General features: G+C 71.8%; 21 protein-coding genes. 10 read left to right on the forward strand and 11 right to left on the reverse strand.

Features of this window, described 5'->3' with window-relative positions:
* Nucleotides 1-43: 43 nt before the first annotated feature.
* Both IE255_RS32275 and IE255_RS32280 read left to right on the forward strand, forming a co-directional pair.
* Nucleotides 44-1,678: a penicillin-binding transpeptidase domain-containing protein gene (locus IE255_RS32275; protein ID WP_190053938.1), complete on the forward strand. Its 1,635-nt coding sequence runs from the start codon at nucleotides 44-46 to the stop codon at nucleotides 1,676-1,678.
* 96 nt (nucleotides 1,679-1,774) lie between these two features.
* Nucleotides 1,775-3,445, forward strand: coding sequence for a penicillin-binding transpeptidase domain-containing protein (locus IE255_RS32280; protein ID WP_190053939.1), 1,671 nt, complete (start codon nucleotides 1,775-1,777; stop codon nucleotides 3,443-3,445).
* Nucleotides 3,446-3,454: 9 nt separating this feature from the next.
* On the opposite strand, the gene IE255_RS32285 is transcribed toward IE255_RS32280, so the two are convergent.
* On the reverse strand, nucleotides 3,455-3,820 hold the full coding sequence (locus IE255_RS32285; protein ID WP_190053940.1) for an SsgA family sporulation/cell division regulator: 366 nt from the start codon (nucleotides 3,818-3,820) through the stop codon (nucleotides 3,455-3,457).
* Between the two features lie 169 nt (nucleotides 3,821-3,989).
* Here IE255_RS32285 and IE255_RS32290 point away from each other — a divergent pair, with 169 nt between their 5' ends.
* The 6 genes from IE255_RS32290 (at nucleotide 3,990) to IE255_RS32315 (ending at nucleotide 8,827) form a co-directional block, all read left to right on the forward strand.
* Entirely contained in the window at nucleotides 3,990-5,072 is a 1,083-nt protein-coding gene (locus tag IE255_RS32290; protein WP_190053941.1) for an energy-coupling factor ABC transporter permease, read from the forward strand.
* Between the two features lies 1 nt (nucleotide 5,073).
* Nucleotides 5,074-5,835 carry a cobalt ECF transporter T component CbiQ gene (gene cbiQ / locus IE255_RS32295; RefSeq protein ID WP_190053942.1) on the forward strand — a complete coding sequence of 254 codons (762 nt, stop codon included), beginning with the start codon at nucleotides 5,074-5,076 and terminating at the stop codon, nucleotides 5,833-5,835.
* Entirely contained in the window at nucleotides 5,823-6,590 is a 768-nt protein-coding gene (locus IE255_RS32300) for an energy-coupling factor ABC transporter ATP-binding protein (protein WP_190053943.1), read from the forward strand. The genes cbiQ and IE255_RS32300 overlap by 13 nt, the downstream gene beginning before the upstream one ends.
* A 10-nt stretch (nucleotides 6,591-6,600) precedes the next feature.
* Nucleotides 6,601-7,062 (forward strand): MarR family winged helix-turn-helix transcriptional regulator, encoded by a 462-nt coding sequence (locus tag IE255_RS32305; protein ID WP_190053944.1) that lies wholly within the window; start codon nucleotides 6,601-6,603, stop codon nucleotides 7,060-7,062.
* Between the two features lie 108 nt (nucleotides 7,063-7,170).
* Nucleotides 7,171-7,626: an organic hydroperoxide resistance protein gene (locus tag IE255_RS32310; RefSeq protein ID WP_190053945.1), complete on the forward strand. Its 456-nt coding sequence runs from the start codon at nucleotides 7,171-7,173 to the stop codon at nucleotides 7,624-7,626.
* A gap of 37 nt (nucleotides 7,627-7,663) precedes the next feature.
* A complete protein-coding gene (locus IE255_RS32315; RefSeq protein ID WP_190053946.1) occupies nucleotides 7,664-8,827 on the forward strand; it encodes a serine hydrolase domain-containing protein in 1,164 nt (387 codons plus the stop codon).
* On the opposite strand, the gene IE255_RS32320 is transcribed toward IE255_RS32315, so the two are convergent.
* From IE255_RS32320 to IE255_RS32335, 4 genes are all read right to left on the reverse strand, one after another.
* Nucleotides 8,824-9,099 carry a DUF1876 domain-containing protein gene (locus IE255_RS32320; protein ID WP_190053947.1) on the reverse strand — a complete coding sequence of 92 codons (276 nt, stop codon included), beginning with the start codon at nucleotides 9,097-9,099 and terminating at the stop codon, nucleotides 8,824-8,826. The two genes, IE255_RS32315 and IE255_RS32320, sit on opposite strands and share 4 nt — an antisense overlap.
* Before the next feature lie 71 nt (nucleotides 9,100-9,170).
* A complete protein-coding gene (locus tag IE255_RS32325; RefSeq protein WP_190053948.1) occupies nucleotides 9,171-10,016 on the reverse strand; it encodes an EamA family transporter in 846 nt (281 codons plus the stop codon).
* The gene (locus IE255_RS32330) at nucleotides 10,013-10,528 is read right to left on the reverse strand and encodes a YbaK/EbsC family protein (protein WP_190053949.1); all 516 of its coding nucleotides are present in this window, start codon (nucleotides 10,526-10,528) and stop codon (nucleotides 10,013-10,015) included. The genes IE255_RS32325 and IE255_RS32330 overlap by 4 nt, the downstream gene beginning before the upstream one ends.
* Before the next feature lie 43 nt (nucleotides 10,529-10,571).
* Nucleotides 10,572-10,757 carry a hypothetical protein gene (locus IE255_RS32335; protein ID WP_190053950.1) on the reverse strand — a complete coding sequence of 62 codons (186 nt, stop codon included), beginning with the start codon at nucleotides 10,755-10,757 and terminating at the stop codon, nucleotides 10,572-10,574.
* A gap of 92 nt (nucleotides 10,758-10,849) precedes the next feature.
* On the opposite strand from IE255_RS32335, the gene IE255_RS32340 reads away from it, so the two are divergent.
* Nucleotides 10,850-11,989 carry a glutathione-independent formaldehyde dehydrogenase gene (locus tag IE255_RS32340; RefSeq protein ID WP_190053951.1) on the forward strand — a complete coding sequence of 380 codons (1,140 nt, stop codon included), beginning with the start codon at nucleotides 10,850-10,852 and terminating at the stop codon, nucleotides 11,987-11,989.
* 64 nt (nucleotides 11,990-12,053) lie between these two features.
* On the opposite strand, the gene IE255_RS32345 is transcribed toward IE255_RS32340, so the two are convergent.
* Nucleotides 12,054-14,255 carry an MMPL family transporter gene (locus IE255_RS32345; RefSeq protein WP_190053952.1) on the reverse strand — a complete coding sequence of 734 codons (2,202 nt, stop codon included), beginning with the start codon at nucleotides 14,253-14,255 and terminating at the stop codon, nucleotides 12,054-12,056.
* A 97-nt stretch (nucleotides 14,256-14,352) separates the two neighbouring features.
* Nucleotides 14,353-14,955 carry a TetR/AcrR family transcriptional regulator gene (locus IE255_RS32350; protein WP_190053953.1) on the reverse strand — a complete coding sequence of 201 codons (603 nt, stop codon included), beginning with the start codon at nucleotides 14,953-14,955 and terminating at the stop codon, nucleotides 14,353-14,355.
* Between the two features lie 164 nt (nucleotides 14,956-15,119).
* Here IE255_RS32350 and IE255_RS32355 point away from each other — a divergent pair, with 164 nt between their 5' ends.
* Nucleotides 15,120-18,350, forward strand: coding sequence for a S41 family peptidase (locus tag IE255_RS32355; RefSeq protein ID WP_190053954.1), 3,231 nt, complete (start codon nucleotides 15,120-15,122; stop codon nucleotides 18,348-18,350).
* 72 nt (nucleotides 18,351-18,422) lie between these two features.
* On the opposite strand, the gene IE255_RS32360 is transcribed toward IE255_RS32355, so the two are convergent.
* The 4 genes from IE255_RS32360 to IE255_RS32375 form a co-directional block, all read right to left on the reverse strand.
* A complete protein-coding gene (locus tag IE255_RS32360; protein WP_190053955.1) occupies nucleotides 18,423-18,638 on the reverse strand; it encodes a hypothetical protein in 216 nt (71 codons plus the stop codon).
* 76 nt (nucleotides 18,639-18,714) lie between these two features.
* Nucleotides 18,715-19,599 (reverse strand): SDR family oxidoreductase, encoded by an 885-nt coding sequence (locus tag IE255_RS32365; RefSeq protein ID WP_190053956.1) that lies wholly within the window; start codon nucleotides 19,597-19,599, stop codon nucleotides 18,715-18,717.
* Nucleotides 19,596-20,519: an alpha/beta fold hydrolase gene (locus IE255_RS32370; protein WP_190053957.1), complete on the reverse strand. Its 924-nt coding sequence runs from the start codon at nucleotides 20,517-20,519 to the stop codon at nucleotides 19,596-19,598. The genes IE255_RS32365 and IE255_RS32370 overlap by 4 nt, the downstream gene beginning before the upstream one ends.
* Nucleotides 20,516-22,045, reverse strand: coding sequence for a flavin-containing monooxygenase (locus tag IE255_RS32375; RefSeq protein WP_190053958.1), 1,530 nt, complete (start codon nucleotides 22,043-22,045; stop codon nucleotides 20,516-20,518). Before IE255_RS32375 ends, IE255_RS32370 begins: the two co-directional genes overlap by 4 nt.
* Nucleotides 22,046-22,120: the final 75 nt, after the last annotated feature.

The following is a 22,120-nucleotide window of genomic DNA, read 5'->3' on the forward strand; positions in this document are numbered from 1 at the left end:
GTTCAAAGGAGCGTGTGAGGCTCAACGGGGAGGGGACGGCCACATGGCCAAGGGGGTCAAGGCCGCTGTCATAGGCAGTGTGTTCGCCGTGATGGTGGGTGGGGCCGGGTACGGGACCTACAACATCGTGAGCGCGCTGAGCGGTGACGGGGGCGGCACGAGCGGGGTGGCCGCGGAGAGGAAGTCGGGCCCGCCCGGCGAGGACGAGGTCAAGGAGACCACGGCCGGGTTCTTCGCGGCCTGGGAGAAGGGCGAGGCCGCCGAGGCCGCGTCGTACACGAACAACGACGCGGCAGCCGAGCAGCTGCTGACCGCCTTCGGCGACGACGCGCACATCACCGACGTGAAGATCACGCCCGGCGCGGCGAAGGGCGCCACCGTGCCGTACACCGTGAAAGCCAAGGTGGCCTACGGCGGGAAGTCCAAGCCGCTGAGCTACCGCAGCGAGCTGAAGGTCGTGCGCGGTCTCACCACCGGCCGGGCGCTGGTCGACTGGCAGCCGGCCGTCGTGCACCCCGAGCTGAGGCGGGACGACACCCTCGTCACGGAGACGTCGGCCAGCCCGCCGATCGAGGCCGTGGGCCGGGACGGCTCGGAGCTGACGAAGGAGAAGTACCCCTCCCTCGGCCCGGTCCTGGACGCCCTGCGCGACAAGTACGGCAAGGAGGCCGGCGGCACCCCGGGCATCGAGCTGGTCATCCGGCACGCCGGCGAGAGCGCCCCCGACACCCCGCTGCTGACCCTCGCCGAGGGCAAGCCGGGCAAGCTCACCACCACGATCAGCCCGGGCGCGCAGGCCGCGGCCGAGCGGGCGGTCAAGCGGTTCGCCCAGTCGTCGGTGGTGGCCGTCAAGCCGAGCAGCGGCGAGGTGCTGGCCGTGGCCAACAACCGTACGGACGGCTTCAACGCGGCCTTCCAGGGCGGGGCGGCACCCGGCTCCACCATGAAGATCATCACCGCCGCGATGCTCATCGACAACGGCGTGACCTCCATGAACGGCCCGGCTCCCTGCCCGGCGAGCGCCGTGTGGCAGGGCCAGACGTTCAAGAACCTGACGGGCATGGATCCCGACGAGAACGCCACGCTCGCCAACAGCTTCATGCGGTCCTGCAACACCGCCTTCATCAAGCTCGTCGACGAGAAGCCGCTCACCGACGCCTCGCTGGCCCAGGAGGCCGAGCGGCACTTCGGGCTCGGGCAGGACAACTGGAAGACCGGCATCTCCTCCTTCGACGGCAGCGTCCCGGAGGTCGGCGGGCCGGACCGGGCCGCCGGTGCCATCGGGCAGGGCCAGGTCCAGATGAGCCCGCTGAACATGGCGTCGGTCACCGCGACCGCGATCACCGGCGCCTTCCGCCAGCCCTACCTCGTCTCGCCGGAGCTCGACGGCCGGCAGCTGGCCCAGGCCGAGGGACTCAAGGCGAGCACCGCCGCCCAGCTGAAGCAGATGATGCGGCTCACCGCGACCCAGGGCACCGCCCAGGAGGCCATGCGGGGACTCGGCGGCGACATCGGCGCCAAGACCGGTTCCGCCGAGGTCGACGGCAACGCCAAGTCCAACAGCTGGTTCACCGGTTTCCGGGGCGACATCGCGGCCGCGGCCATGACCGAGCAGGGCGGCCACGGCGGCGACGCGGCCGGGCCGATTGTCGCAGCCGTGCTACGAACAGGTGGCTGATCTCACCTCCGCGGGACGGGACTCTAGGGTGGTGGCCGTCGTTGGGACAGCCGAGGGCAACGGGGACCCTGGGGATTCGCGGAGGAACGAACAGCAGTGGGCAACAGAAGGCGCGTCGCCGAGCGGCGGAAGACGAAGCCCGTCGTGATCGGCGGGATGATCGCCGTGGTCGTCGTCGGGGCCGGGGCCGGCGCCTACGCGCTGTACGGCGGCGGTGCCGCGGCCGACGACGGGGCGCGCACCGCGTCGGACCAGAAGTCCGAGGTGAAGTCCGGCCCGCTGTCCAGGGCCGAGGTCACCGCCGCCGCGCGCGCCTTCCTCACCGCCTGGCAGTCGGGCCAGGTCACGCGGGCCGCCGCCGCCACCGACGACGCGGCCGCGGCCCGGTCCCTGCTCACCGGCTACACCAAGGACGCCCACATCAAGGACGTCACCCTCACCCCGGGCACCCGCGCGGGCGACAAGGTGCCGTTCACCGTCAAGGCCACGGTGTCGTACAAGGGCACCGAGAAGCCGCTGGCGTACGACAGCGCGCTGAGCGTCGTCCGCCGCGCCAGCGACGGGAAGCCGCTGGTCGACTGGCAATCCGCGGTCGTCCACCCGGATCTGAAGGACGGCGACAAGCTGGTCACCGGCGAGGCCGGCACGCCCCCGGTGAAGGCGCTCGACCGGGACGGCGGCGAGCTGACCGAGCAGAAGTACGCCTCGATCGGCCCGATCCTGGACGGCCTGCGCGAGAAGTACGGCAAGGAGGCCGGCGGCAAGGCCGGTATCGAGCTGCGGGTCGTGCGCGGGAAGGCCGCCAAGGCGAAGGACCTGTCCGACAAGACCCTGCTGGAGCTGAGCAAGGGCACGCCGGGCACGGTGAAGACCACGCTGGACCCGGCGCTCCAGGCGGCGGCCGAGAAGCAGGTCGCGAAGAAGGCCCGGTCGTCGGTGGCCGTGGTGCGGGTGTCGACCGGCGAGATCCTGGCCGCCGCCAATGCCTCGCCCGGCTTCAACACCGCCTTCCAGGGCTCCCTGGCGCCCGGCTCCACGATGAAGGTCATCACCGCGTCGATGCTGATCGAGAAGGGCCTGGCCTCGGCGGACAAGAAGCACCCGTGCCCTAAGTACTTCACGTACGGGCACTGGAAGTTCCAGAACGACGACAAGTTCGAGATCAAGGACGGCACGTTCAAGGCGAGCTTCGCCCGCTCCTGCAACACGGCCTTCATCAGCCAGGCGCCGAAGCTGAAGGACGACGACCTGACCAAGCAGGCCCAGCAGGTGTTCGGGCTGGGCCTGAACAACTGGGCGATCGGCGTGCCGTCCTTCGACGGGGCGGTGCCGGTGCAGTCGGCGGCCCAGATGGGCGCCTCGCTGATCGGGCAGGGCGGGGTCCGGATGAACCCGCTGAACATGGCGTCGGTGTCGGCGACGGTCAAGGCCGGCACCTTCCACCAGCCGTACCTGGTCTCCCCGGACGTGGACGGTCGCAAGCTCGCGACGGCCTCGCGCACGATGTCGGCGGGCACGCTGTCCCAGCTGCGCGAGCTGATGGCGTACACGGCCGAGGCGGGTACGGCCGCGGAGGCGATGGCCGGGGTCAGCGGCGACGTCGGCGCGAAGACCGGCTCCGCCGAGGTCGACGGCCAGAAGAAGCCGAACGGCTGGTTCACCGCCTACCGCGGCGACCTGGCCGCCGCGGGCGTGGTCCAGCAGGGCGGCCACGGCGGCTCGACGGCCGGCCCGATCGTGGCGGCCCTGCTGAAGGCGGGCGGCTGAGCCCGGAGGTCAGTGCGTGACGGGTTCCGCGGCGGCCATGTACGTCCGCCGCAGGAACCGCAGCAGGGCCTGCCGTTCGAACTGCACCACCGACACCCCCTGCGCGGAGTGGAACTCCACGACGGCCTGTACGCGGCCGCACGGCCACACCCGTACCTCGCCGCTGCCGGTGGGGGCCCGCAGGCCTTCCTCCAGCAGTCGGCGGTCGAAGGTCCACTCGCGGCCCCCGGCCCCGGGCAGTCCGATGCGCACGGCGCGGGGGTCCCGCTCGGGGTCGTACCGGAGGGTGACCGGAACCGCCTCCAGCTCGTCGGCCAGCGGTACGTCCGCGTCCGTGACGATGTGGGCTCGCGCGTACTGCTCGACTACGGACATCGGACGGCCCCTTCACCGTGCGTCATCTGTCGGAAGACTGTGCGTCCACCCCCTCTCCAATGTCGCATATTTTCCGGATTGCGCCCCCGGAGGCCGCACATATCACAGATGAGATAAAACGAGCGTCACGCTCTTGCAAACCGTTCGCATCAAGCCACATCATCGAACGGTGCATGTACCTGACGGATTCATCAACGCCCCCACGTCCGCCGCCACCGGTGTGATCGCCGCGGGCGCCATCGCCGTGAGCCTGCGCGGCGCGCGCCGTGAGCTCGACGAGCGCACGGCGCCGCTGGCCGGGCTCGTCGCGGCGTTCATCTTCGCGGTGCAGATGCTGAACTTCCCCGTCGCGGCGGGGACCAGCGGCCATCTGCTCGGCGGTGCGCTGGCCGCGATACTCGTCGGCCCCTACACAGGGATTTTGTGCGTCTCCGTCGTCCTGCTCATGCAGGGCATCCTCTTCGCGGACGGCGGCCTGACCGCGCTCGGCGTGAACATCACCAACATGGCGATCGTCACGACCGTCGTCGCCTACGCCCTCTTCCGGGGCCTGGTGAAGGTACTGCCCCGAACCCGCCGGTCGGTCACCGCGGCCTCCTTCGTCGCCGCGCTGGTCTCCGTCCCGGCCGCCGCGCTGGCCTTCACGCTGATGTACGCCATCGGCGGCACCACCGACGTCTCGATCGGCAAGGTCGCCACCGCCATGGTCGGCGTGCACCTCCTGATCGGCATCGGCGAGGCCGCGATCACCGCGCTCACCGTCGGCGCGGTCATCGCCGTACGCCCGGACCTGGTGTACGGGGCGCGCGGCCTGACGCAGAAGCTCAAGCTGCGGGTGAACGGCGAACTGGTCGACGCCCCCGCCGCCGAGCCCGAGCCGGTGCCGGCCGCCGCCCGGACCTCCCACCGCGGGGTGTGGGCCGCGGGCCTCGTCGCCTCCCTCGTCCTGGCCGGGTTCGTCAGCTTCTACGCCTCCGCCGACCCCGACGGCCTGGAGAAGGTCGCCGCCGACCACGGCATCGACAAGAAGGCCGAGGACCACGCGGTGGCCGACTCCCCCCTCGCCGACTACGGCGTCAAGGACGTCGAGGACGCCCGCCTGTCCGGCGGGCTGGCGGGCGTCATCGGCGTGGGCGTGACGGTCGTCGCGGGCAGCGCGGTGTTCTGGGCGGTGCGCCGGCGACGTACGGACGAAGCCTCCCCCTCGGAGACGGCGAGTACGACCGGCACCACGAGCACCACGAGCGTCTGACATGGGTGCGGGGCACGCGCACAAGCTCTACCGGCACGGGCACTCGCCCGTGCACGGCCTGCCGCCGCACACCAAGCTCGCCGCCGTCTTCGCCTTCGTCGTGGTCGTGGTGTCGACGCCGCGGGAGGCGATGTGGGCGTTCGGGCTGTACGCCGTGCTGCTGGGCGCGGTCGCGTACGTGGCGCGCGTGCCCGCCGGGTTCCTGCTGCGGCGGCTGCTGATCGAGGTGCCGTTCGTCGCGTTCGCGGTGCTCATGCCGTTCGTGGCGGAGGGCGAGCGCGTCGACGTCCTCGGGATGTCCCTGAGCGTGAACGGGCTGTGGGGCGCCTGGAACGTGCTCGCCAAGGGCACGCTCGGCGTCGCCGCCTCCGTACTCCTCGCCGCCACCACCGAACTGCGCGAACTGCTCCTCGGCCTGCAGCGGCTGAAGCTCCCCCCGCTGCTCGTGCAGATCGCGTCCTTCATGATCCGCTACGGCGATGTCATCACCGACGAGATGCGGCGCATGCGGATCGCCCGGGAGTCCCGGGGCTTCGAGGCGAAGGGCGTGAAGCACTGGGGCGTGCTGGCCAAGTCGGCGGGCGCGCTGTTCATCCGCTCCTACGAGCGCGGCGAGCGGGTGCACCTGGCCATGGTCAGCCGCGGTTACGCCGGTGCCATGCCGGTGATCGACGAGGTGACCGCGTCCCGGGCGCAGTGGTCGTACGCCCTCGCCCTGCCCTGCGCGGCCCTCGTCGTCTGTCTGCTGGGATGGATGCTGTGACAGCTTCTCTGGAGGTCTCCGGCCTCGCCTTCGCCTACCCCGACGGCCACCAGGCCCTGTTCGGCGTGGACTTCGTCGTCGAACGCGGCGAGCGGGTCGCGCTGCTCGGGCCGAACGGCGCCGGCAAGACGACCCTGGTGCTGCACCTCAACGGCATCCTGACCGGCGGCACCGGCACGGTGAAGGTCGCCGGGCTGCCCGTCGGCAAGCGGCACATGGCCGAGATCCGGCGCCGGGTCGGCATCGTCTTCCAGGACCCGGACGACCAGCTCTTCATGCCGACGGTCCGGGAGGACGTGGCGTTCGGGCCGGCGGCGGCCGGGCTGAAGGGCCCGGAGCTGGAGGAGCGCGTCGACCGGGCGCTGGAGCGGGTCGGCATGGCGGAGTTCAAGGACCGCCCGCCGCACCACCTCTCCTTCGGCCAGCGCCGCCGGGTGGCCGTCGCAACCGTTCTCGCCATGGAGCCGGAGATCCTCGTCCTGGACGAGCCCTCCTCCAACCTCGACCCCGCCTCCCGCCGCGAACTGGCCGACATCCTGCGCTCCCTGGACGTGACGGTGCTGATGGTCACGCACGACCTGCCGTACGCCCTGGAGCTGTGCCCGCGCTCCCTGGTCCTCAGCGAGGGCGTGATCGCGGCGGACGGCCCGACCGGTGAGCTGCTGTCCGACGAGGAGCTGATGCGCGCCCACCGCCTGGAGCTGCCCTTCGGCTTCGATCCGCGTTCCGTGCCGGCCGCTGGGGCCCGTCCGTGACAATGGGCGCGTGACGAACGAGGAGAGCGACGGATCGCTGCTGCTGGACGAGCAGCTGTGCTTCGCGCTGTACGCCGCCCAGCGCGCGGTGACGGCCGCCTACCGTCCGCTCCTCGACGACCTCGGCCTCACCTACCCCCAGTACCTCGTCCTGCTGGTCCTCTGGGAGCGCGGTCAGACCACGGTCAAGGAACTGGCCGCGGCCCTGCGCCTCGACTACGGCACGGTCTCGCCGCTGCTGAAGCGGCTGGAGGCGGCGGGACTGCTGCGGCGTGAGCGGTCGGCGCGGGACGAGCGGTCGGTGCTCGTGGCCGTGACCGGGCGCGGGGAGGAGCTCCGGGAGCGCGCCCGGCGGGTGCCGGGGGCCCTGCTCACGGCGACCGGGCTCGACGAGGCGGAGGCCGCACGGCTCCGGGAGGAGCTGTGGCGGCTGGCTCGCCGGGCGGAGTCGGCGGCGGACCGGGCCCGCTGACACCGGGGTTACCGCGGGTTGCTCCCCCCTGGTGACAGCAGTCGGATTACTGGTCAGTACCTTGTGCACGATGTACTTGCGCGCCTCTGTTCCCGGGGAAGGCCCACCATGACCGACGGCACCGCTGTCGCCACCGGCGACACCCGTCCCACGAAGATCATGTACGTCGCCGAGGCCACCGCCCACGGCGGCCGCGAGGGCTATGTCACCAGCCAGGACGGGCAGCTCGACCTCAAGGTCGCGATGCCCCCGCAGCTCGGCGGCGACGGCAACGGCACCAACCCGGAACAGCTCTTCGCGGCCGGCTACAGCTCCTGCTTCCACAACGCCCTGATCCTGGTCGGCAACCGCGAGGGCTACGACCTGACCGGCTCCGCGGTCTCCGCGAAGGTCGGCATCGGCCCCAACAAGCAGCACGGCTACGGCCTGGCGGTCGCCCTCAGCGTCTCCCTCCCGGTCGTCGACCCCGACCTCGCCACCAAGCTGGTGGACGCGGCCCACGAGGTCTGCCCGTACTCCAACGCCACCCGCGGGAACATCGACGTGACGATCCTGCTTGGGTGAAGGGGAGCGAGTCGGCGAGACCAGGAGGAGTACGGGCGTGGACGTGCACGGCACAGTGGCCGAGGGCTTCGAGCCGGTCAGGGACGCGTTCGTACGGAACTTCGCCACGCTCGGGGAGCGGGGCGCGGCGGTCGCCGTCTACCGGGACGGGCAGCGGGTCGTCGACCTGTGGGCCGGCACGAAGGACGTCGACGGCACGGCCCCCTGGGAGCGGGGCACCGCCCAGGTCGTGCGCTCGGCGACGAAGGGGGTCGCCGCCGCCGTCCTCCTGCTGCTGCACCAGCGCGGACAGCTGGACCTGGACGCGCCGGTGGGGCACTACTGGCCGGAGTTCAAGGTGCACGGCAAGGAGCGGGTGCTGGTCCGGCACGTGCTGAACCACCGGGCCGGGCTCCCGGTCCTCGACCAGCCGCTCACCCCGCAGGACGCCCTCGACCCGCTCCGGGGACCCCGGGCGGTCGCCGCGCAGGCCCCCGTCTGGGAGCCCGGCACCGACCACGGCTACCACGCGCTGACCTACGGCTGGCTGCTCGACGAACTGGTCCGGCGGGTGACCGGGCAGGGCACCGACGAGTGGCTCGCCGCACAGCTCACCGGCCCGCTGGGCCTGGACCTCTGGCTCGGGCTGCCCCCGGCGGAGGCCGGGCGGGTCGGACGCGTGGGCCGCCTCGAAAGCCCCGAGCCGAGCGGCGGCCTGCGCACCCGCCCCAAGCGCTCGGTCACCGAGGCCTACCAGGACCCGGCCTCCCTCACCCGCCGGGCCTTCGCGGCCATCACCCCGTTCCCGGAGCAGAACGACCCGGCGTACCGCGCGGCGGCCCTGCCCGCGACCAACGCCATCGCGACGGCAGACGGACTGGCCCGCTTCTACGCGACGCTGATCGGCGACACCGCCGGCGCCTCACGCCTGTTCACGCCCGAGACGGTCGAACTGGCCCGGGCCGAGGAGTCGGCGGGCCCCGACCGGGTCCTGGTGGTCGGCACCCGCTTCGGCCTCGGCTACATGCTGCACGGCAGCGCCTCGCCCTTCCTCACCCCGGGCTCCTTCGGCCACCCGGGCCGCGGCGGCGCCCTCGGCTTCGCCGACCCGGAGACCGGCATCGCCTTCGGCTACGTCACCAACGGCTTCCGCAAGACGGTGACGGCGGACCCGCGGGCCCAGGGGCTGGTCCGGGCGGTGCGGAGTGTGCTCGGCCTCTAGACGTGGATCGGGTGGGAGGTCCGCCCGGACGCCTGGTCGATCTCCTCGTGCGCCTTGGTCAGCAACTTCATGGCGAGTTCGTTGAGCGCCCGGGCCCCGGCGATCTCCTCCCCGACTCTGGGCTGATTCGCGTCGGAGCGGTGCCGGCTCGCGTGCCCGTGCGCCCGTACCTCGGTGCCGTCGGGCAGGCGGACCAGCGCGGCCGCCCGCGTGTGCTGGTCGTCCTCCTTGAACTCCAGCTCGACGTGCCATCCCACTGTGGTGTGCATCATGACGATCACCTCCGGAACACCTAGTTCCAGGGTGCTCCTCCCACTGGTCGTACGCACCCGCCTGACACCGCCTATCCGGTGTGCAGCATCAGCCCGATCCCGACGACGAGCAGCGCGGCCGCCGCGATCCTCGGCGCCCCGAACCGCTCCTTGAAGAACACGGCCCCGATCGCCGCGCCCACGATGATGGACGACTCGCGCAGGGCGGCGATGGGCGCCAGCTCCGCCTGGGTCTGGGCCCACAGGACGAGGGCGTAGGCGGCGACCGAGAGCGCGGCGCCGAGCAGCCCGATCCCGGCGAACGGCCGGAGCGTCGCCGCGGTCTTCGCACGCCACCGCCACACGGCATACGCCGGGATGACGATCCCCTGCACCGCCATCAGCCAGGCGATGTACCCGAGGGACGACCCGGAGGCGCGCACGCCCAGCCCGTCGACGACGGTGTACGCCGCTATCGTCAGCCCGGTCGCCAGGGCCGCCCTGATCGCCGCCCAGTCGGGCCGGTGCCCGCGCAGGCCGCACAGGGCGACGCCGGTCAGCCCCGCGCAGGACACGGCGACACCGGCGGCGGCCCAGCCGTCGGGCACCTCGTGCGCGAAGAGGGCGGCGAGCACGGTCACGACCAGGGGCGCGGTGCCGCGCGCGAGGGGATAGGCCTGCCCGAAGTCCCCCAGCCGGAAGGACGTCATCAGCAGGGCGTAGTAGGCGATGTGGATGGCGGCGGAGCCCAGCAGATACGGCCAGGCCGCGGCCGCCGGGAACGCCACGAAGGGCGCCAGGGCCAGCCCGATGACGACCCCTCCGCCCGAGATCAGCGTGAAGCCGGCCAGCTTGTCGGTGATCTTGTGGGCGAGGGCGTTCCAGCCGGCGTGGGTGACGGCGGCCAGGAGGACGGCTGCGGTGACCAGCGGCGTCACGAGGTGCGCTCGCGCACGTCCACCAGGGTGGCTCCGGCGTGGACGACGAGGGCGTCGGGCGCCATGGGGAACACGGTGTACGGCGTCCCGGCCGCGGCCCAGACGACGTCGTGCGCGAGCAGGGAACGGTCGGCCAGGACCCGCGTCCTGGTCCGGTGCCCGAAGGGCGGCACGCCGCCGATGGCGTACCCGGTGGTCTCCCTGACGACATCGGCCCTGGCCCTGGTGACCTTCTCCGCGCCCAGCTCCTTGCGCACGAGCTCGACGTCGACGCGGGACGCCCCGTCCATGAGCACCAGCACCGGCACCCGGTCCGCCGCGAAGATCAGCGACTTGCAGATCTGGCTCAGCTCACAGCCGATGGCGGCGGCGGCCTCGGCTGCGGTACGGGTGGCTTCCGGGAAGCGGCGGACCCGGCTCACCAGGTCCTCGAGCCCGAGGCCGCGCAGGGCCTCGACGAACTGGGGGTGTGCTCCGGAGTTCTCGGCGTCAGTGGCGGCTGTCGTCGTCATGGGGGCACGCTAGCGGTGCGTGTACTGGCCACGCGAGGAGGTTTCAGCCGGTGCCGTCCTCCGGGCGGACGTCCGCGAACTCCCACCACGCGAGCGGCAGCCAGTCCCCGTCGACGAAACCGTCGACGGATCCTCCGGTGCCCTGGATGGCCACACGCGTCCCCACCGGATAGACGGTGCCGGACAACCCGGAGACCGCTACGAGCAGTGTGCCGATACGTCGTGACAAAGCTCTAGATCCTTTCCTCTGTACGTGCAAATCGTCTCATCCTGCACGAGTCTGGTATATGACCCACGACACACAGACGGAGGTGCTTGACGATGAGGGCTGTCGTGTACAAGGGCCCGTTCGAAGTAGCGATAGAGCAAGTGGAGGACCCACGGATCCAGCACCCGAGCGATGTGATCGTCCGCGTCACGTCGACCGCCATCTGCGGCTCGGACCTGCACATGTACGAGGGCCGTACCGCCGCGGAACCGGGCATCGTGTTCGGCCACGAGAACCTCGGGGTCATCGAGGAGGCAGGAGAGGGGGTCACCTCTCTCAGCCGCGGCGACCGGGTGGTCATGCCGTTCAACGTGGCCTGCGGATTCTGCAAGAACTGTACGGCGGGTTACACGGGTTTCTGCCTCACCGTGAACCCGGGCTTCGCCGGCGGCGCCTACGGCTACGTCGCGATGGGGCCCTTCATCGGGGGCCAGGCGGAGTACGTACGCGTGCCGTACGCCGACTTCAACTGCCTGAAGCTTCCCGAGGGCACCGAGAAGGAGACCGACTTCGTCCTGCTCGCCGACATCTTCCCGACCGGCTACCACGGCAACGAGCTGGCCGATGTACGTCCCGGTGAGAGCGTCGCCGTGTACGGCGGCGGTCCGGTCGGGCTCATGGCCGCCTACTCCGCGATGCTGCGCGGCGCGAGCAAGGTGTTCGTGGTCGACCGGGTGGCGGAGCGGCTGCAGAAGGCGGAGGAGATCGGTGCCGTGCCGATCGACTTCACCCAGGCCAGTCCGGCGGAGCAGATCAAGGAGCAGACCGACGGTCAGGGCACCGACAAGGGCATCGACGCCGTCGGCTACCAGGCGCAGGCCCAGGACGAGGACCGCGAGGAACCGGCGACCGTGCTGAACGCGCTGGTCGAATCGGTCCGGCCGACGGGCGCACTCGGCGTGCCCGGCCTGTATGTGCCGCGCGACCCCGGCGGGCCGGACGAGCAGGCCAAGCAGGGCATGCTGCTGGTCGCCGTCGGACGCCTCTTCGAGAAGGGGCTCCGCATGGGCACCGGCCAGTGCAACGTCAAGCGGTACAACCGCCAGCTGCGTGACATGATCATCGAGGACCGCGCGAAGCCGAGCTTCGTCGTCTCGCACGAACTGCCCCTCGACGAGGCACCGACGGCGTACGAGAAGTTCGACAAGCGAGTCGAGGGCTACACCAAGGTCGTCCTCCACCCGCACGCGTAACGCGAAAGGCCGGTGAGCGTCCCCGTCTCCACGGGGGCTCACCGGCCGGTCTCTCAGGGTGCCGTCAGGTGCGCACCAGCTCCCTGTCCGGGTCGCCGCTCGCCGTGCGCAGCCCCTCGCCCTCGACGTCCACGTTCGGCAGCGCCCGGTCGAGCCACTTGGGCAGCCACCAGGCCGTGCGGCCGAGGAGGGCCAGGACGGCCGGGACGATCGCCATGCGGACGACGAACGCATCGAAGAAGACCGCGATCGCGAGGCCGAAGCCGATCATCTTGACCATCGACTCGGACGAGCCGATGAAGCCGGCGAAGACGGCCATCATGATGACCGCGGCGGCGGTGACGACCCGCGCGCCGTGCCGGAAGCCGGTGACCACGGCCTGGGCGGGCTTCTCGCCGTGGACGTGGGCCTCCCGCATCCGGGTCACGAGGAACACCTCGTAGTCCATGGCCAGGCCGAAGACCACGCCGACCATGAAGATCGGCATCATCGACATGACCGGCCCGGTCTGCTCCACGCCCATGAGGTCCGCCAGCCAGCCCCACTGGAAGACCGCGACCACCGCGCCGAGCGCAGCCATCACCGACAGCAGGAAGCCGAGGGCCGCCTTCAGCGGGACCAGGATCGAGCGGAAGACCACGATCAGCAGGAGGAAGGCCAGGCCGACCACCAGGACCAGGTACGGCACCAGCGCGTCGTTGAGCTTCTCGCTGACGTCGATGTTCATCGCCGTGCTGCCGGTGACCAGGACGTTCGCGTCCGTGTCGGCCTTGATGCCGGCGCCTGCGTCCCGGATGCCGTGCACCAGGTTCTCCGTCGTGACGGAGGACGGCTTGGAACCGGGGATGACGGTGATGGTGGCGGTGTCGCCGGCCTTGTTGGGCGCGGGCGGCGTCACCGTGACGACGTCCTTCAGGCCCTTGATCTCGTCGCCGGTCTCGGTGAAGGCCGCCTTGGGGTCGTCGCTGTCCTTCGCGTCGACCACGACCATCAGCGGGCCGTTGAAGCCGGGGCCGAAGCCCTCGGACAGCAGGTCGTAGGCGCGGCGCTGGGTGGTGGAGGTGGGCTGGGAGCCGTCGTCGGGCAGGCCCAGTTCCAGGGACGCCGCCGGGACGGCCGCGGCGCCGAGGCCGACGACGCCGAGCAGCAGGACCGCGATCGGGCGGCGGACGACGAAGCTCGCCCAGCGGGTGCCCAGGTTCGGCTTGGCCGGCTTTTCCTGCGCCTTGGCCCGGCCGAGCAGCTTGCCCTTCTCCCCCGCCGGCTTCACCCTGCGGCCCGCGTACCCGAGCAGCGCCGGGATCATGGTCAGTGCGATCAGCACCGCGATGGCCACCGTGCCCGCCGCCGCGATGCCCATCTTCGTCAGCATCGGGATGTTGACGACGGACAGGCCCACCAGGGCGATCACCACGGTCAGGCCGGCGAAGACCACCGCGGAGCCCGCCGTGCCGACGGCCCGGCCCACCGCCTCCTCGCGGTCGCGCCCCTCGGCCAGTTCGGCGCGGTAGCGGGAGACGATGAACAGCGCGTAGTCGATGCCGACCGCCAAGCCGATCATCATCGCCAGCGTCGAGGTGGTCGAGCCGAGGTCGAGGGTGCCGGCCAGGGCCGTGATCGCGGAGACGCCGATGCCCACGCCGACGAGGGCCGTCAGCAGCGGCAGCCCGGCCGCGACCAGCGAACCGAAGGTAATGACGAGGACGACCGCGGCGACCGCGATGCCGATGATCTCGCTGGAGCCGGTGTGCGGAACCGCCTGGAGCGCGTCACCGCCGATCTCGACGGTCAGCCCGGCCTGCCGCGCGTCCTGCGCGGTGTCCTCCAGGGCGTCCTTGGAGGCGTCGTCCAGCTCCATGCCGGAGACCTTGTACGACACCTGCGCGTACGCGATCGTGCCGTCCTTGCTGACGGCCTTCGCCTGGTAGGGGTCGGTGACGGAGGCGACCTCGGAGCCGTCGGCCAGCTCCTTCACGGTCTCCCGGACCGTCGCCCTGTTGCCGGGGTCGGTCATCTTCTCGCCGCTCGGCGCCTTGAAGACGACCCGTGCGGTGGCCCCGTCGGCGCTCATGCCCGGGAAGCGCTGTTCCAGCAGGTCGAAGGCCTTCTGGGCCTCGGTGCCGGGGATGGAGAACGAGCTGTTGCCCGCCGCGGGGGCGCTGGCCGCGCCGACACCGGCGAGGGTCAGCAGGGCCACCCATATCAGGGCGACCAGATGCCGTCGCCGGAAGGAGATCCGGCCGAGTTTGTAGAGGAAAGTGGCCACGAGGGCGTACTCCCGGTCAGTCGTGAGGTCTTCAGGGCAGGGGTGATCAGCCCGACGACGTGAGCGGAGACGTCAGGTGAGGGGCTAGCTGAGGGGACTAGTGGGTGGGGACGCCGAGGGCGGGGAGGACCACGGCGTCGATGTACGAGGTCAGGAAGGCCCCTGTCGGGGGCTTGTCGTCGAGGACCGCGCAGGTGACGAACGCGCCGAGCATCATGTGCACCACGAAGTCCAGCGCCGGGCAGTCCGGACGGACCTCGCCCCGGTCGATGGCGCGCTGGAGGACACGGCGCGAGTCCGCGATCTCCGGCTCGATGATCTGGCTCCTGAACTCCCTGTGGAGGTCCGGGTTGGCGTGCATCGCCGTGGCCAGTCCACGCATCAGCGCGCCGTTCCGTTCCATTTCGGCGTCGTCCGCACGCGCCATGAGGGCGTGGAAGTCGCCGCGCAGGGACCCGGTGTCGATCTCGTCGAAGTTCTTCACCGGCTTGGTGTGCCGGAGCGCCTTGACGACCAGCTGCGCCTTGCCGCCCCACTGGCGGTAGAGCGTGGCCTTGCTGGACCGGGTGCGGGCGGCCACGGCGTCCATGGTGAGGGCGTCGTAGCCGACCTCGCGGAGCAGGTCGAGCACGGCCTCGTACAGCTCGGCCTCACGCTCGGGGGTGATCCGACTGCGACGCGCGGCGGCGACCTCAGCCATCTTTTTCACCTTCCTGCTCCGAACGACACGGTTTCGTACGTCACGAATGTAGCGCACCCTCAAGGGAAACGAAACCGTTTCGTACGTGTGCTGGGTCACGAGCCCGCACAGCCGCCGGTTTGTCCTGACTTGCCACGTTGCGCCCCCAGGCAAAGCATGAGGAGGTGACCTATCTGCGTCTGCCGCATCTCCATGACGACCTGCTGTGCTTCGTGGCGGAGGACGACCTCTGGCTCGCCCCGCTCGACGGCCCCGGCCGCGCCTGGCGGCTCACCGTCGACCGCACCAAGGCGGGCCACCCCCGCTTCTCGCCGGACGGCCGGCACCTCGCGTACACGAGCTGGCGCAGCCTGGTGCCCGAAGTCCACCTGGCGCCCGTGGACGGCGGCCCGGGCCGTCAGCTGAGCCACTGGGGCAGCGCCGACACCCGGGTCTGCGGCTGGACCCCGGACGGCGAGATCCTGGCCGTGGCCTCGCACGGCGAGCCCTTCTCGTACTTCACCTGGGCCTACAAGGTCTCCCCCGACGGCGACCCGGGCCGCAAGCTGCCCTGGGGACCGGTCGCCGACATCCAGGTCGCCGACCTGGACGGGGAGCGCAGGACGCTCCTCCTCACCGGCACGCCCCCGCACGAACCCGCCGCCTGGAAGCGCTACCGGGGCGGGGCCATGGGCCGGCTGTGGCTGCACGGCGAACGGCTGCTGGAGGGCCTCGGCGGCCATCTGCACTCCCCCATGTTCGTCGGCGGGCGGATCGCCTTCCTCTCCGACCACGAGGGCGTCGGCAACCTCTACTCCTGCGCCCACGACGGCTCCGACCTGCGCCGCCACACCGACCACGACGCCTTCTACGCCCGGCACGCCTCCAGTGACGGCACCCGGGTGGTGTACCAGTGCGCGGGCGACCTGTGGCTGGTGAACGACCTGTCCCCGGGCGCCGAGCCGCGGCGGCTGGACGTACGGCTGAGCGGACCGCGCGCGGGGCGGCGCCCCTACCAGGTGGCGGCGGCCCAGCACCTCGACGGGATCTCGGTCGACGAGACCGGCCGGGCCAGCGCGGTCGTCGTACGCGGCAGCCTGTACTGGCTCACCCACCGGGACGGCCCCGCCCGCACCCTCACCGACACCCCGGGCGTCCGGGTGCGGATGCCGGAGATGCTCGGCGCGAGCGGGCAGGTGGCGTACGTGACGGACGCGGAGGGCGAGGACGCGATCGAGATCGCCTCCCTGCCCCGGGCGAGCGGCGACCGGCCGCCCCGGCGGCTGGCCTCCGCGGAGCTGGGGCGGGTACGGGAACTGGTCTCGGACCCGGAGGGCGAGCGCCTCGCGGTCGCCTCGCACGACGGGCGGCTGCTCCTGGTCGACGTGACCGAGGACTCCGGCGGCGAGGTCACCGAGCTGATCCGGTCGATCAACGGGCCCGTACGGGACCTCGCGTTCTCCCCGGACGGGGCGTGGCTGACCTGGTCGCACCCGGGCATCGGGCGGACGCTGCGGCAGATCAAACTGGCCCGGATCAAGGACCGGCTGATCGTGGACGTCACCAACGGCCGTTTCGAGGACGAGAACCCGGTCTTCACACGCGACGGCCGCTACCTCGCCTTCCTGTCCTGGCGCGGCTTCGACCCCGTCTACGACGTGCACACCGGCGACCTGTCCTTCCCGCTGGGCTGCCGCCCGTACCTCGTCCCGCTGTCGTCGGCGACGCCCTCCCCGTTCGCGGTGAACCCCGAGGGCCGCCCGGCCGCCGGGGGCCTGGATCCGGTGGAGGACGACGAGAACGGGGACGGCGGGGCCGTGATCGTCGAGGTCGAGGGCCTGGAGAGCCGGGTCACGCCCTTCCCGGTGGCCGCGTCCAAGTACTCGGCGCTCCAGCCGGTCGCGGGCGGCGGCCTGGTGTGGCTGCGCTGGCCGATCTCGGGCGCGCTGGGCGAGACGTTCGCCAACCCGGACGACACCAGCGGCCGGCCGACGCTGGAGCACTTCAACATCACCAAGGCCAAGAAGTCCGAACTCGCCCTGCACCTCGACTGGTTCGCGATCAGCGGCGACGGCAGCCGGCTGGTGATCGTCGACGAGGGCGAGCTGCGCGCGGTGCCGTCCCACGAGCCGGGCGACTCCGACTCGACGGTGTGGATCGACGCACGCCGCATCCTGCACACGGTCGACCCGGCGGCGGAGTGGCGGCAGGCGTACGAGGAGGCCGGGCGGCTGATCCGGGCCTACTTCTGGGAGCCGGGCATGTGCGGCATCGACTGGGACGGGGTGCTGGACCAGTACCGTCCGCTGGTCGAACGGGTGGCGTCCCCGGACGAGTTCGCGGACCTGCTGCGCGAGGTGCTGGGCGAGCTGGGCACCTCCCACGCGTACGTCTCCCCCGCCCGGCGCAACGAGGGCCCGCCGCACTACCAGCGCCGGCAGGGCCTGCTCGGCGCCAACTTCGTACGCCGGGACGGCGGCTGGATGGTCAAGCGGATCCTGCCCGGCGACTCCTCCGACTCCAAGGCCCGCTCCCCGCTGGCCGGCACGGGCATCCGGGAGGGCGCGCTGCTCACCCATGTCGACGGCCGCCCGGTGGATCCGCACGCGGGCCCGTACCCACTGCTGGCCGGTGCGGGCGGGACGACCGTGGAACTGACCTTCACCCCGGCCGAGGGCGAGGGACCGCCCCGGCGGGTCGCGGTCGTCCCGCTGATCGACGAGCGGCCGTTGCGCTACCAGGACTGGGTCGCCAAGCGGCGTGCGGTCGTACGGGAGTTGAGCGGTGGCCGCTGCGGCTATCTGCACATCCCGGACATGGGCGGCTCGGGCTGGGCGCAGTTCAACCGCGATCTGCGCATGGAGGTCTCCCGGCCCGCGCTGATCGTGGACGTGCGCGGCAACGCCGGCGGCCACATCAGCGAGCTGGTCATCGAGACGCTGAGCCGCACGATCCTGGGCTGGGACCTGACCCGCGACGCCCAGCCGGTGTCGTACACCTCGAACGCGCCGAGGGGCCCGGTGGTGGCGCTGGCGGACGAGGCGACCTCCTCCGACGGCGACATGATCACCGCCGCGTTCAAGCTGCTGAAGCTGGGCCCGGTCGTGGGGCAGCGCACCTGGGGCGGTGTGGTCGGCATGACCGGCCGCCACGAGCTGGGGGACGGCACGGTGATCACGGTGCCGATGAACGCGGCCTGGTTCGACGCCTACGGCTGGTCGGTGGAGAACAAGGGCGTCGCCCCCGACATCGACGTCCTGCGCACCCCGCTGGACTGGGCCGAGGGGCGGCACGCCCAGCTGACCGACGCGGTGGAGCTGGCGCTCGGGCTGCTGGAGACCAACCCGCCCGCGACACCGCCGACCTACAGCGACGTACCGGACCGCTCGCGGCCGAAGCTGCCGCCCAGGGCGTGACACCCAGGGCGCCCCGCACAGGGGAAAGGGGCGCCCCGCACGGGGGCGCCCCAGTCCGCTCAGCGCGCAACGTCAGGCGTCGTAGTCCTGGTCGAAGCGGTCCCGGTCCTCCTGCTCGCGCTCACGCTCGCGGTCACGGTCGCGGTCGCGCTGCGGCTGCGAGGGGTCCATCTCCTCGTCACGCCGGCGGCCGCGGCCCTGCATCTGCTCGCGAGCCTGGTCCGCCTTCTGGCGAGCCTGGTTCTGCCACTGCTCGGACTTCTCCTGGAACTGGTCCTTCATACCCATGTGGGTTCACTCCCGTTGGGGGTGAGGGGATCTGGCTCGTTCAGATTCACACGGGTCGTGACCCTGCGCATGTCGATCACTTACGGAGCGTAGTCCTCTGCTGCTCGTCGGCGGCTCCGCCCGCCCCGACCAGGCCCGTGCGCATGCCCGTCAGCCGGTCCGCGAACCGCCGCATCTCGCGCTGCCCCACCGTCCCGATGACGCCGGGCAGGTATCCGCGCACGCCCTGCATCCCGCGCAGCCACCACTGCCCGTACACATGACTCGACCGCCGCTCGATCCCGGCCACGAGCCGGTCCACCGCGGGACCCAGCGGGTACGTCTTGTTGGACGGCCAGGGCAGCCGCTGCCGCAACTCCCGCATGACGTCGTCCTGGTCGGCCCCGCGCACCATGTCGGTGTCGGTCCACGACAGGTACCCGACGCCGACCTGCACGCCCCGGTACCCGACCTCGGCGCGCAGGCTGTGCGCGTACGCCTCCACGCCCGACTTGGACGCGCAGTACGCGGTCATCATCGGCGCCGGGGTGATCGCCGCGAGGGACGCGATCTGGAGCAGGTAGCCCCGGCTCTCCAGCAGCAGCGGCAGGAAGGCGCGGGCGGTCACCGCCGAGCCGATGAGGTTGACCTCGATCACCCGCCGCCAGGACTCCGGGTCGGAGTCGGCGAACGGCCCGCCGGTGGCGACACCGGCGTTGGCGACGACGATGTCGACCCGGCCGAAGCGCTCCTCGACCTCGCTCGCGACCCGGGCCATCGCCTCGTGGTCGGTGACGTCGGCGTGCCAGTGGTCGCTGTCGCTGTGCAGCCGCCCGGAGACCTGCTTGAGCGCGTCCGGCTCCAGCCCGACCAGCGCGATCTTCACGCCGCGCGCGGAGAGCTTGCGGGCCAGCAACTCCCCGACGCCGCGCGCCGCCCCGGTCACCACGGCGACCTTGCCTTCGAGGCTCACCCTGCTCATGCGCTCTCCTCGGATACGACCTGGATGTGTGCGGTGACGAGCTCGCGTATCTTCCCGGTGACCAGCTCGGGCGCCTCGACGGGCGTCATGTGGCCGATGCCGGGCAGCTCTGTGAACCCGGTGCACTGCGGCAGGGCTTCGCACAGGGCCCGGGCCTGCGCCGGCGGGGTCAGCCGGTCCGCCGTACCGACGACGACGGTGGTGGGCACGTCCAACTCCCGTACGCCGTGGTCGAGGTCGAGCAGGTCCAGCACCTGCGACCAGGCGTGCCGGACCTTGCGGGGGCAGGCGTGCACGATCCGGGCGCAGGCCTCGACCATGTGCGGGGCCGAACCGGGGCCCATCGTCCCGTACTTGAGGATCCGGCGAGCCAGTGGTGTGACCGGGCCGAGCGGGGCGCGCGAGCCCAGGATCCGCCGGGTCAGCCAGGTCCGCGGCCGCCCGGGCCGGATGGGGACGACGGTGGACGCCGCGACCAGCTGCGAACTGCCCGTGCTGCACAGCAGGACGGCGGCCGTGTGCGCGCGGAAGGCCGCTCGGGCGGAGGCCGCCATGACGGTCATGCCGCCCATGGAGTGCCCGGCGATCACGGCCTGTTCGCCGGGCGCGAGGGTGACCGTGAGGACGGCTTCCAGGTCGTCGGCGAGGGCGTCGGTGCTGCACGCCGGGCCGGCGGGGCTGCGTCCGTGGCCGCGCTGGTCGTAGGCGATGACCCGGTGGTCGGCGGCCAGCTCGCGGATCTGGGCCGCCCAGAAGGCGGTGGAGCAGGTCCAGCCGTGGACGAGGACGACGGCGGGGGCGCCCTCGGCTCCGTGGATCTCGACGTGCAGCCGGGCGCCGTCCGCCGAGAAGGCGGTCAGTTCGCGCACGGGGACGGGCGGGGCGTAGGGACCGGAGTCGACGTGGAGGAGGCGGCTCACGCGTCCACCCCGGCCTTCTTGACAGCCTTCTTCTCGACCCTCTTCGGCGCCGGCGCCCGCAGGACGTCGTACTCCGCGAGGTCCACCCGTCGCGTCGCCCGCCGGAACTCGCCTGTCGTGCCGGGCCAGATGGTGGTGTTGCGGCCGCTCGCGTCGAGGTACCAGCTGGTGCAGCCGCCCGTGTTCCACACCGTGCGCTTCATGCGCTCCTGCACCCGGTGGTTCCAGGCGCGTACAGCGCTCGGGCGGGCGTCGAGGGCGACCCTGCCGCCGAGGACGTCGAGTTGGCGGACGAAGTCGGCGAGGTAGTTCAGCTGGGACTCGATCATGAGGATCATCGAGGAGTTCCCGAGGCCGGTGTTGGGCCCGATGATCGTCATCCAGTTGGGGAAGCCGGCGGCCGAGGCGCCGCGCAGGGCCTCCATGCCGCCCTTCCAGCTCTCGGCGAGGGTCCGCCCGTCGGCGCCCACGACCCGGTCGGCGATCGGCATGTCGGTGACGTGGAACCCGGTGCCGAAGACGATCGCGTCGACCTCGGCCTCGGTGCCGTCGGCGGCGACGAGGGTCGAGCCGCGGACCTCGGTGAGGCCGCTCGCGACGACGTCCACATTCGGCTGCGCGATCGCCGGGTAGTAGTCGCTGGACAGCAGGATCCGCTTGCAGCCGATGCGGTAGTCCGGGGTGAGTTTCGCGCGCAGGGCCGGGTCCTTGATGGCGCGGGCCATGTTGCGCCGGGCCAGCTGCGCCACGAAGCCGAGCTCGTTCGGGTGCTTGGTGAACGCCTGGACCTGCAACTCCCGGATGCCCCAGAGCAGTCCGCGCCTGAGCTGCGAGGTGAAGGGCAGCTGCCGGTGGAGCCACCGCTCGGCGTCGCTGATGGCCCGGTCGATGCGGGGCATGACCCAGGGCGGGGTGCGCTGGAAGAGCGTGAGCCGGGAGACGTCGGGCTGGATCGACGGCACGATCTGGATCGCCGAGGCGCCGGTGCCGACCATGGCGACGCGCTTGCCGCGCAGCTCGTAGTCGTGGTCCCAGCGGGCGGAGTGGAACACCTTGCCGGGGAAGGAGTCCAGGCCGGGGATGTCCGGCACCTTCGGGTCGGACAGCGGCCCGGTGGCCGACACCACCAGGTCGGCGGAGAGGCTCCCGCTGCTGGTCTCGATGTCCCAGCACAGCCGCTCGCCGTTCCAGCTCATCCGCTTCACCTCCGAGTCGAAGCGGATGTGGGGGCGCAGCCGGAAGGTGTCCGTCACATGCTCCAGGTAGGCGCGGATGTGCTCCTGCCCCGAGAAGGTGCGCGGCCAGTCCGGGTTGGGCGCGAAGGAGAACGAGTACAGGTGCGACGGCACGTCACACGCGCATCCCGGGTAGCTGTTGTCCCGCCAGGTGCCGCCGACGCTGCCGGCCCGCTCCAGGACGACGAAGTCGGTGATCCCCTCGCGGCGGAGCCGCACGGCGGCCCCCAGCCCGCCGAACCCGGACCCGACCACCGCGACCCGCACATGCTCGCGTTCGCGCTCGCCCATGCCGACACCTCCACACACCACGAGAACCGCGCCAGTGAACACTGGCGCAATGGGAGAGTAGGGCAGCACCGTACC

It is taken from the genome of Streptomyces lomondensis (genome assembly GCF_014651035.1).
Taxonomy (GTDB): Bacteria; Actinomycetota; Actinomycetes; order Streptomycetales; family Streptomycetaceae; genus Streptomyces; species Streptomyces lomondensis.

Coding starts and splice junctions, on each gene's coding strand:
- IE255_RS32350 (WP_190053953.1), bottom strand. CDS start 14,955: ATGGCTGAGGTCGCCGCCGCGCGTCGCAGTCGGATCACCCCCGAGCGT.
- IE255_RS32300 (WP_190053943.1), top strand. CDS start 5,823: ATGGATGCTGTGACAGCTTCTCTGGAGGTCTCCGGCCTCGCCTTCGCC.
- cbiQ (WP_190053942.1), top strand. CDS start 5,074: ATGGGTGCGGGGCACGCGCACAAGCTCTACCGGCACGGGCACTCGCCC.
- IE255_RS32360 (WP_190053955.1), bottom strand. CDS start 18,638: ATGGGTATGAAGGACCAGTTCCAGGAGAAGTCCGAGCAGTGGCAGAAC.
- IE255_RS32275 (WP_190053938.1), top strand. CDS start 44: ATGGCCAAGGGGGTCAAGGCCGCTGTCATAGGCAGTGTGTTCGCCGTG.
- IE255_RS32330 (WP_190053949.1), bottom strand. CDS start 10,528: ATGACGACGACAGCCGCCACTGACGCCGAGAACTCCGGAGCACACCCC.
- IE255_RS32365 (WP_190053956.1), bottom strand. CDS start 19,599: ATGAGCAGGGTGAGCCTCGAAGGCAAGGTCGCCGTGGTGACCGGGGCG.
- IE255_RS32310 (WP_190053945.1), top strand. CDS start 7,171: ATGACCGACGGCACCGCTGTCGCCACCGGCGACACCCGTCCCACGAAG.
- IE255_RS32320 (WP_190053947.1), bottom strand. CDS start 9,099: ATGATGCACACCACAGTGGGATGGCACGTCGAGCTGGAGTTCAAGGAG.
- IE255_RS32375 (WP_190053958.1), bottom strand. CDS start 22,045: ATGGGCGAGCGCGAACGCGAGCATGTGCGGGTCGCGGTGGTCGGGTCC.
- IE255_RS32285 (WP_190053940.1), bottom strand. CDS start 3,820: ATGTCCGTAGTCGAGCAGTACGCGCGAGCCCACATCGTCACGGACGCG.
- IE255_RS32340 (WP_190053951.1), top strand. CDS start 10,850: ATGAGGGCTGTCGTGTACAAGGGCCCGTTCGAAGTAGCGATAGAGCAA.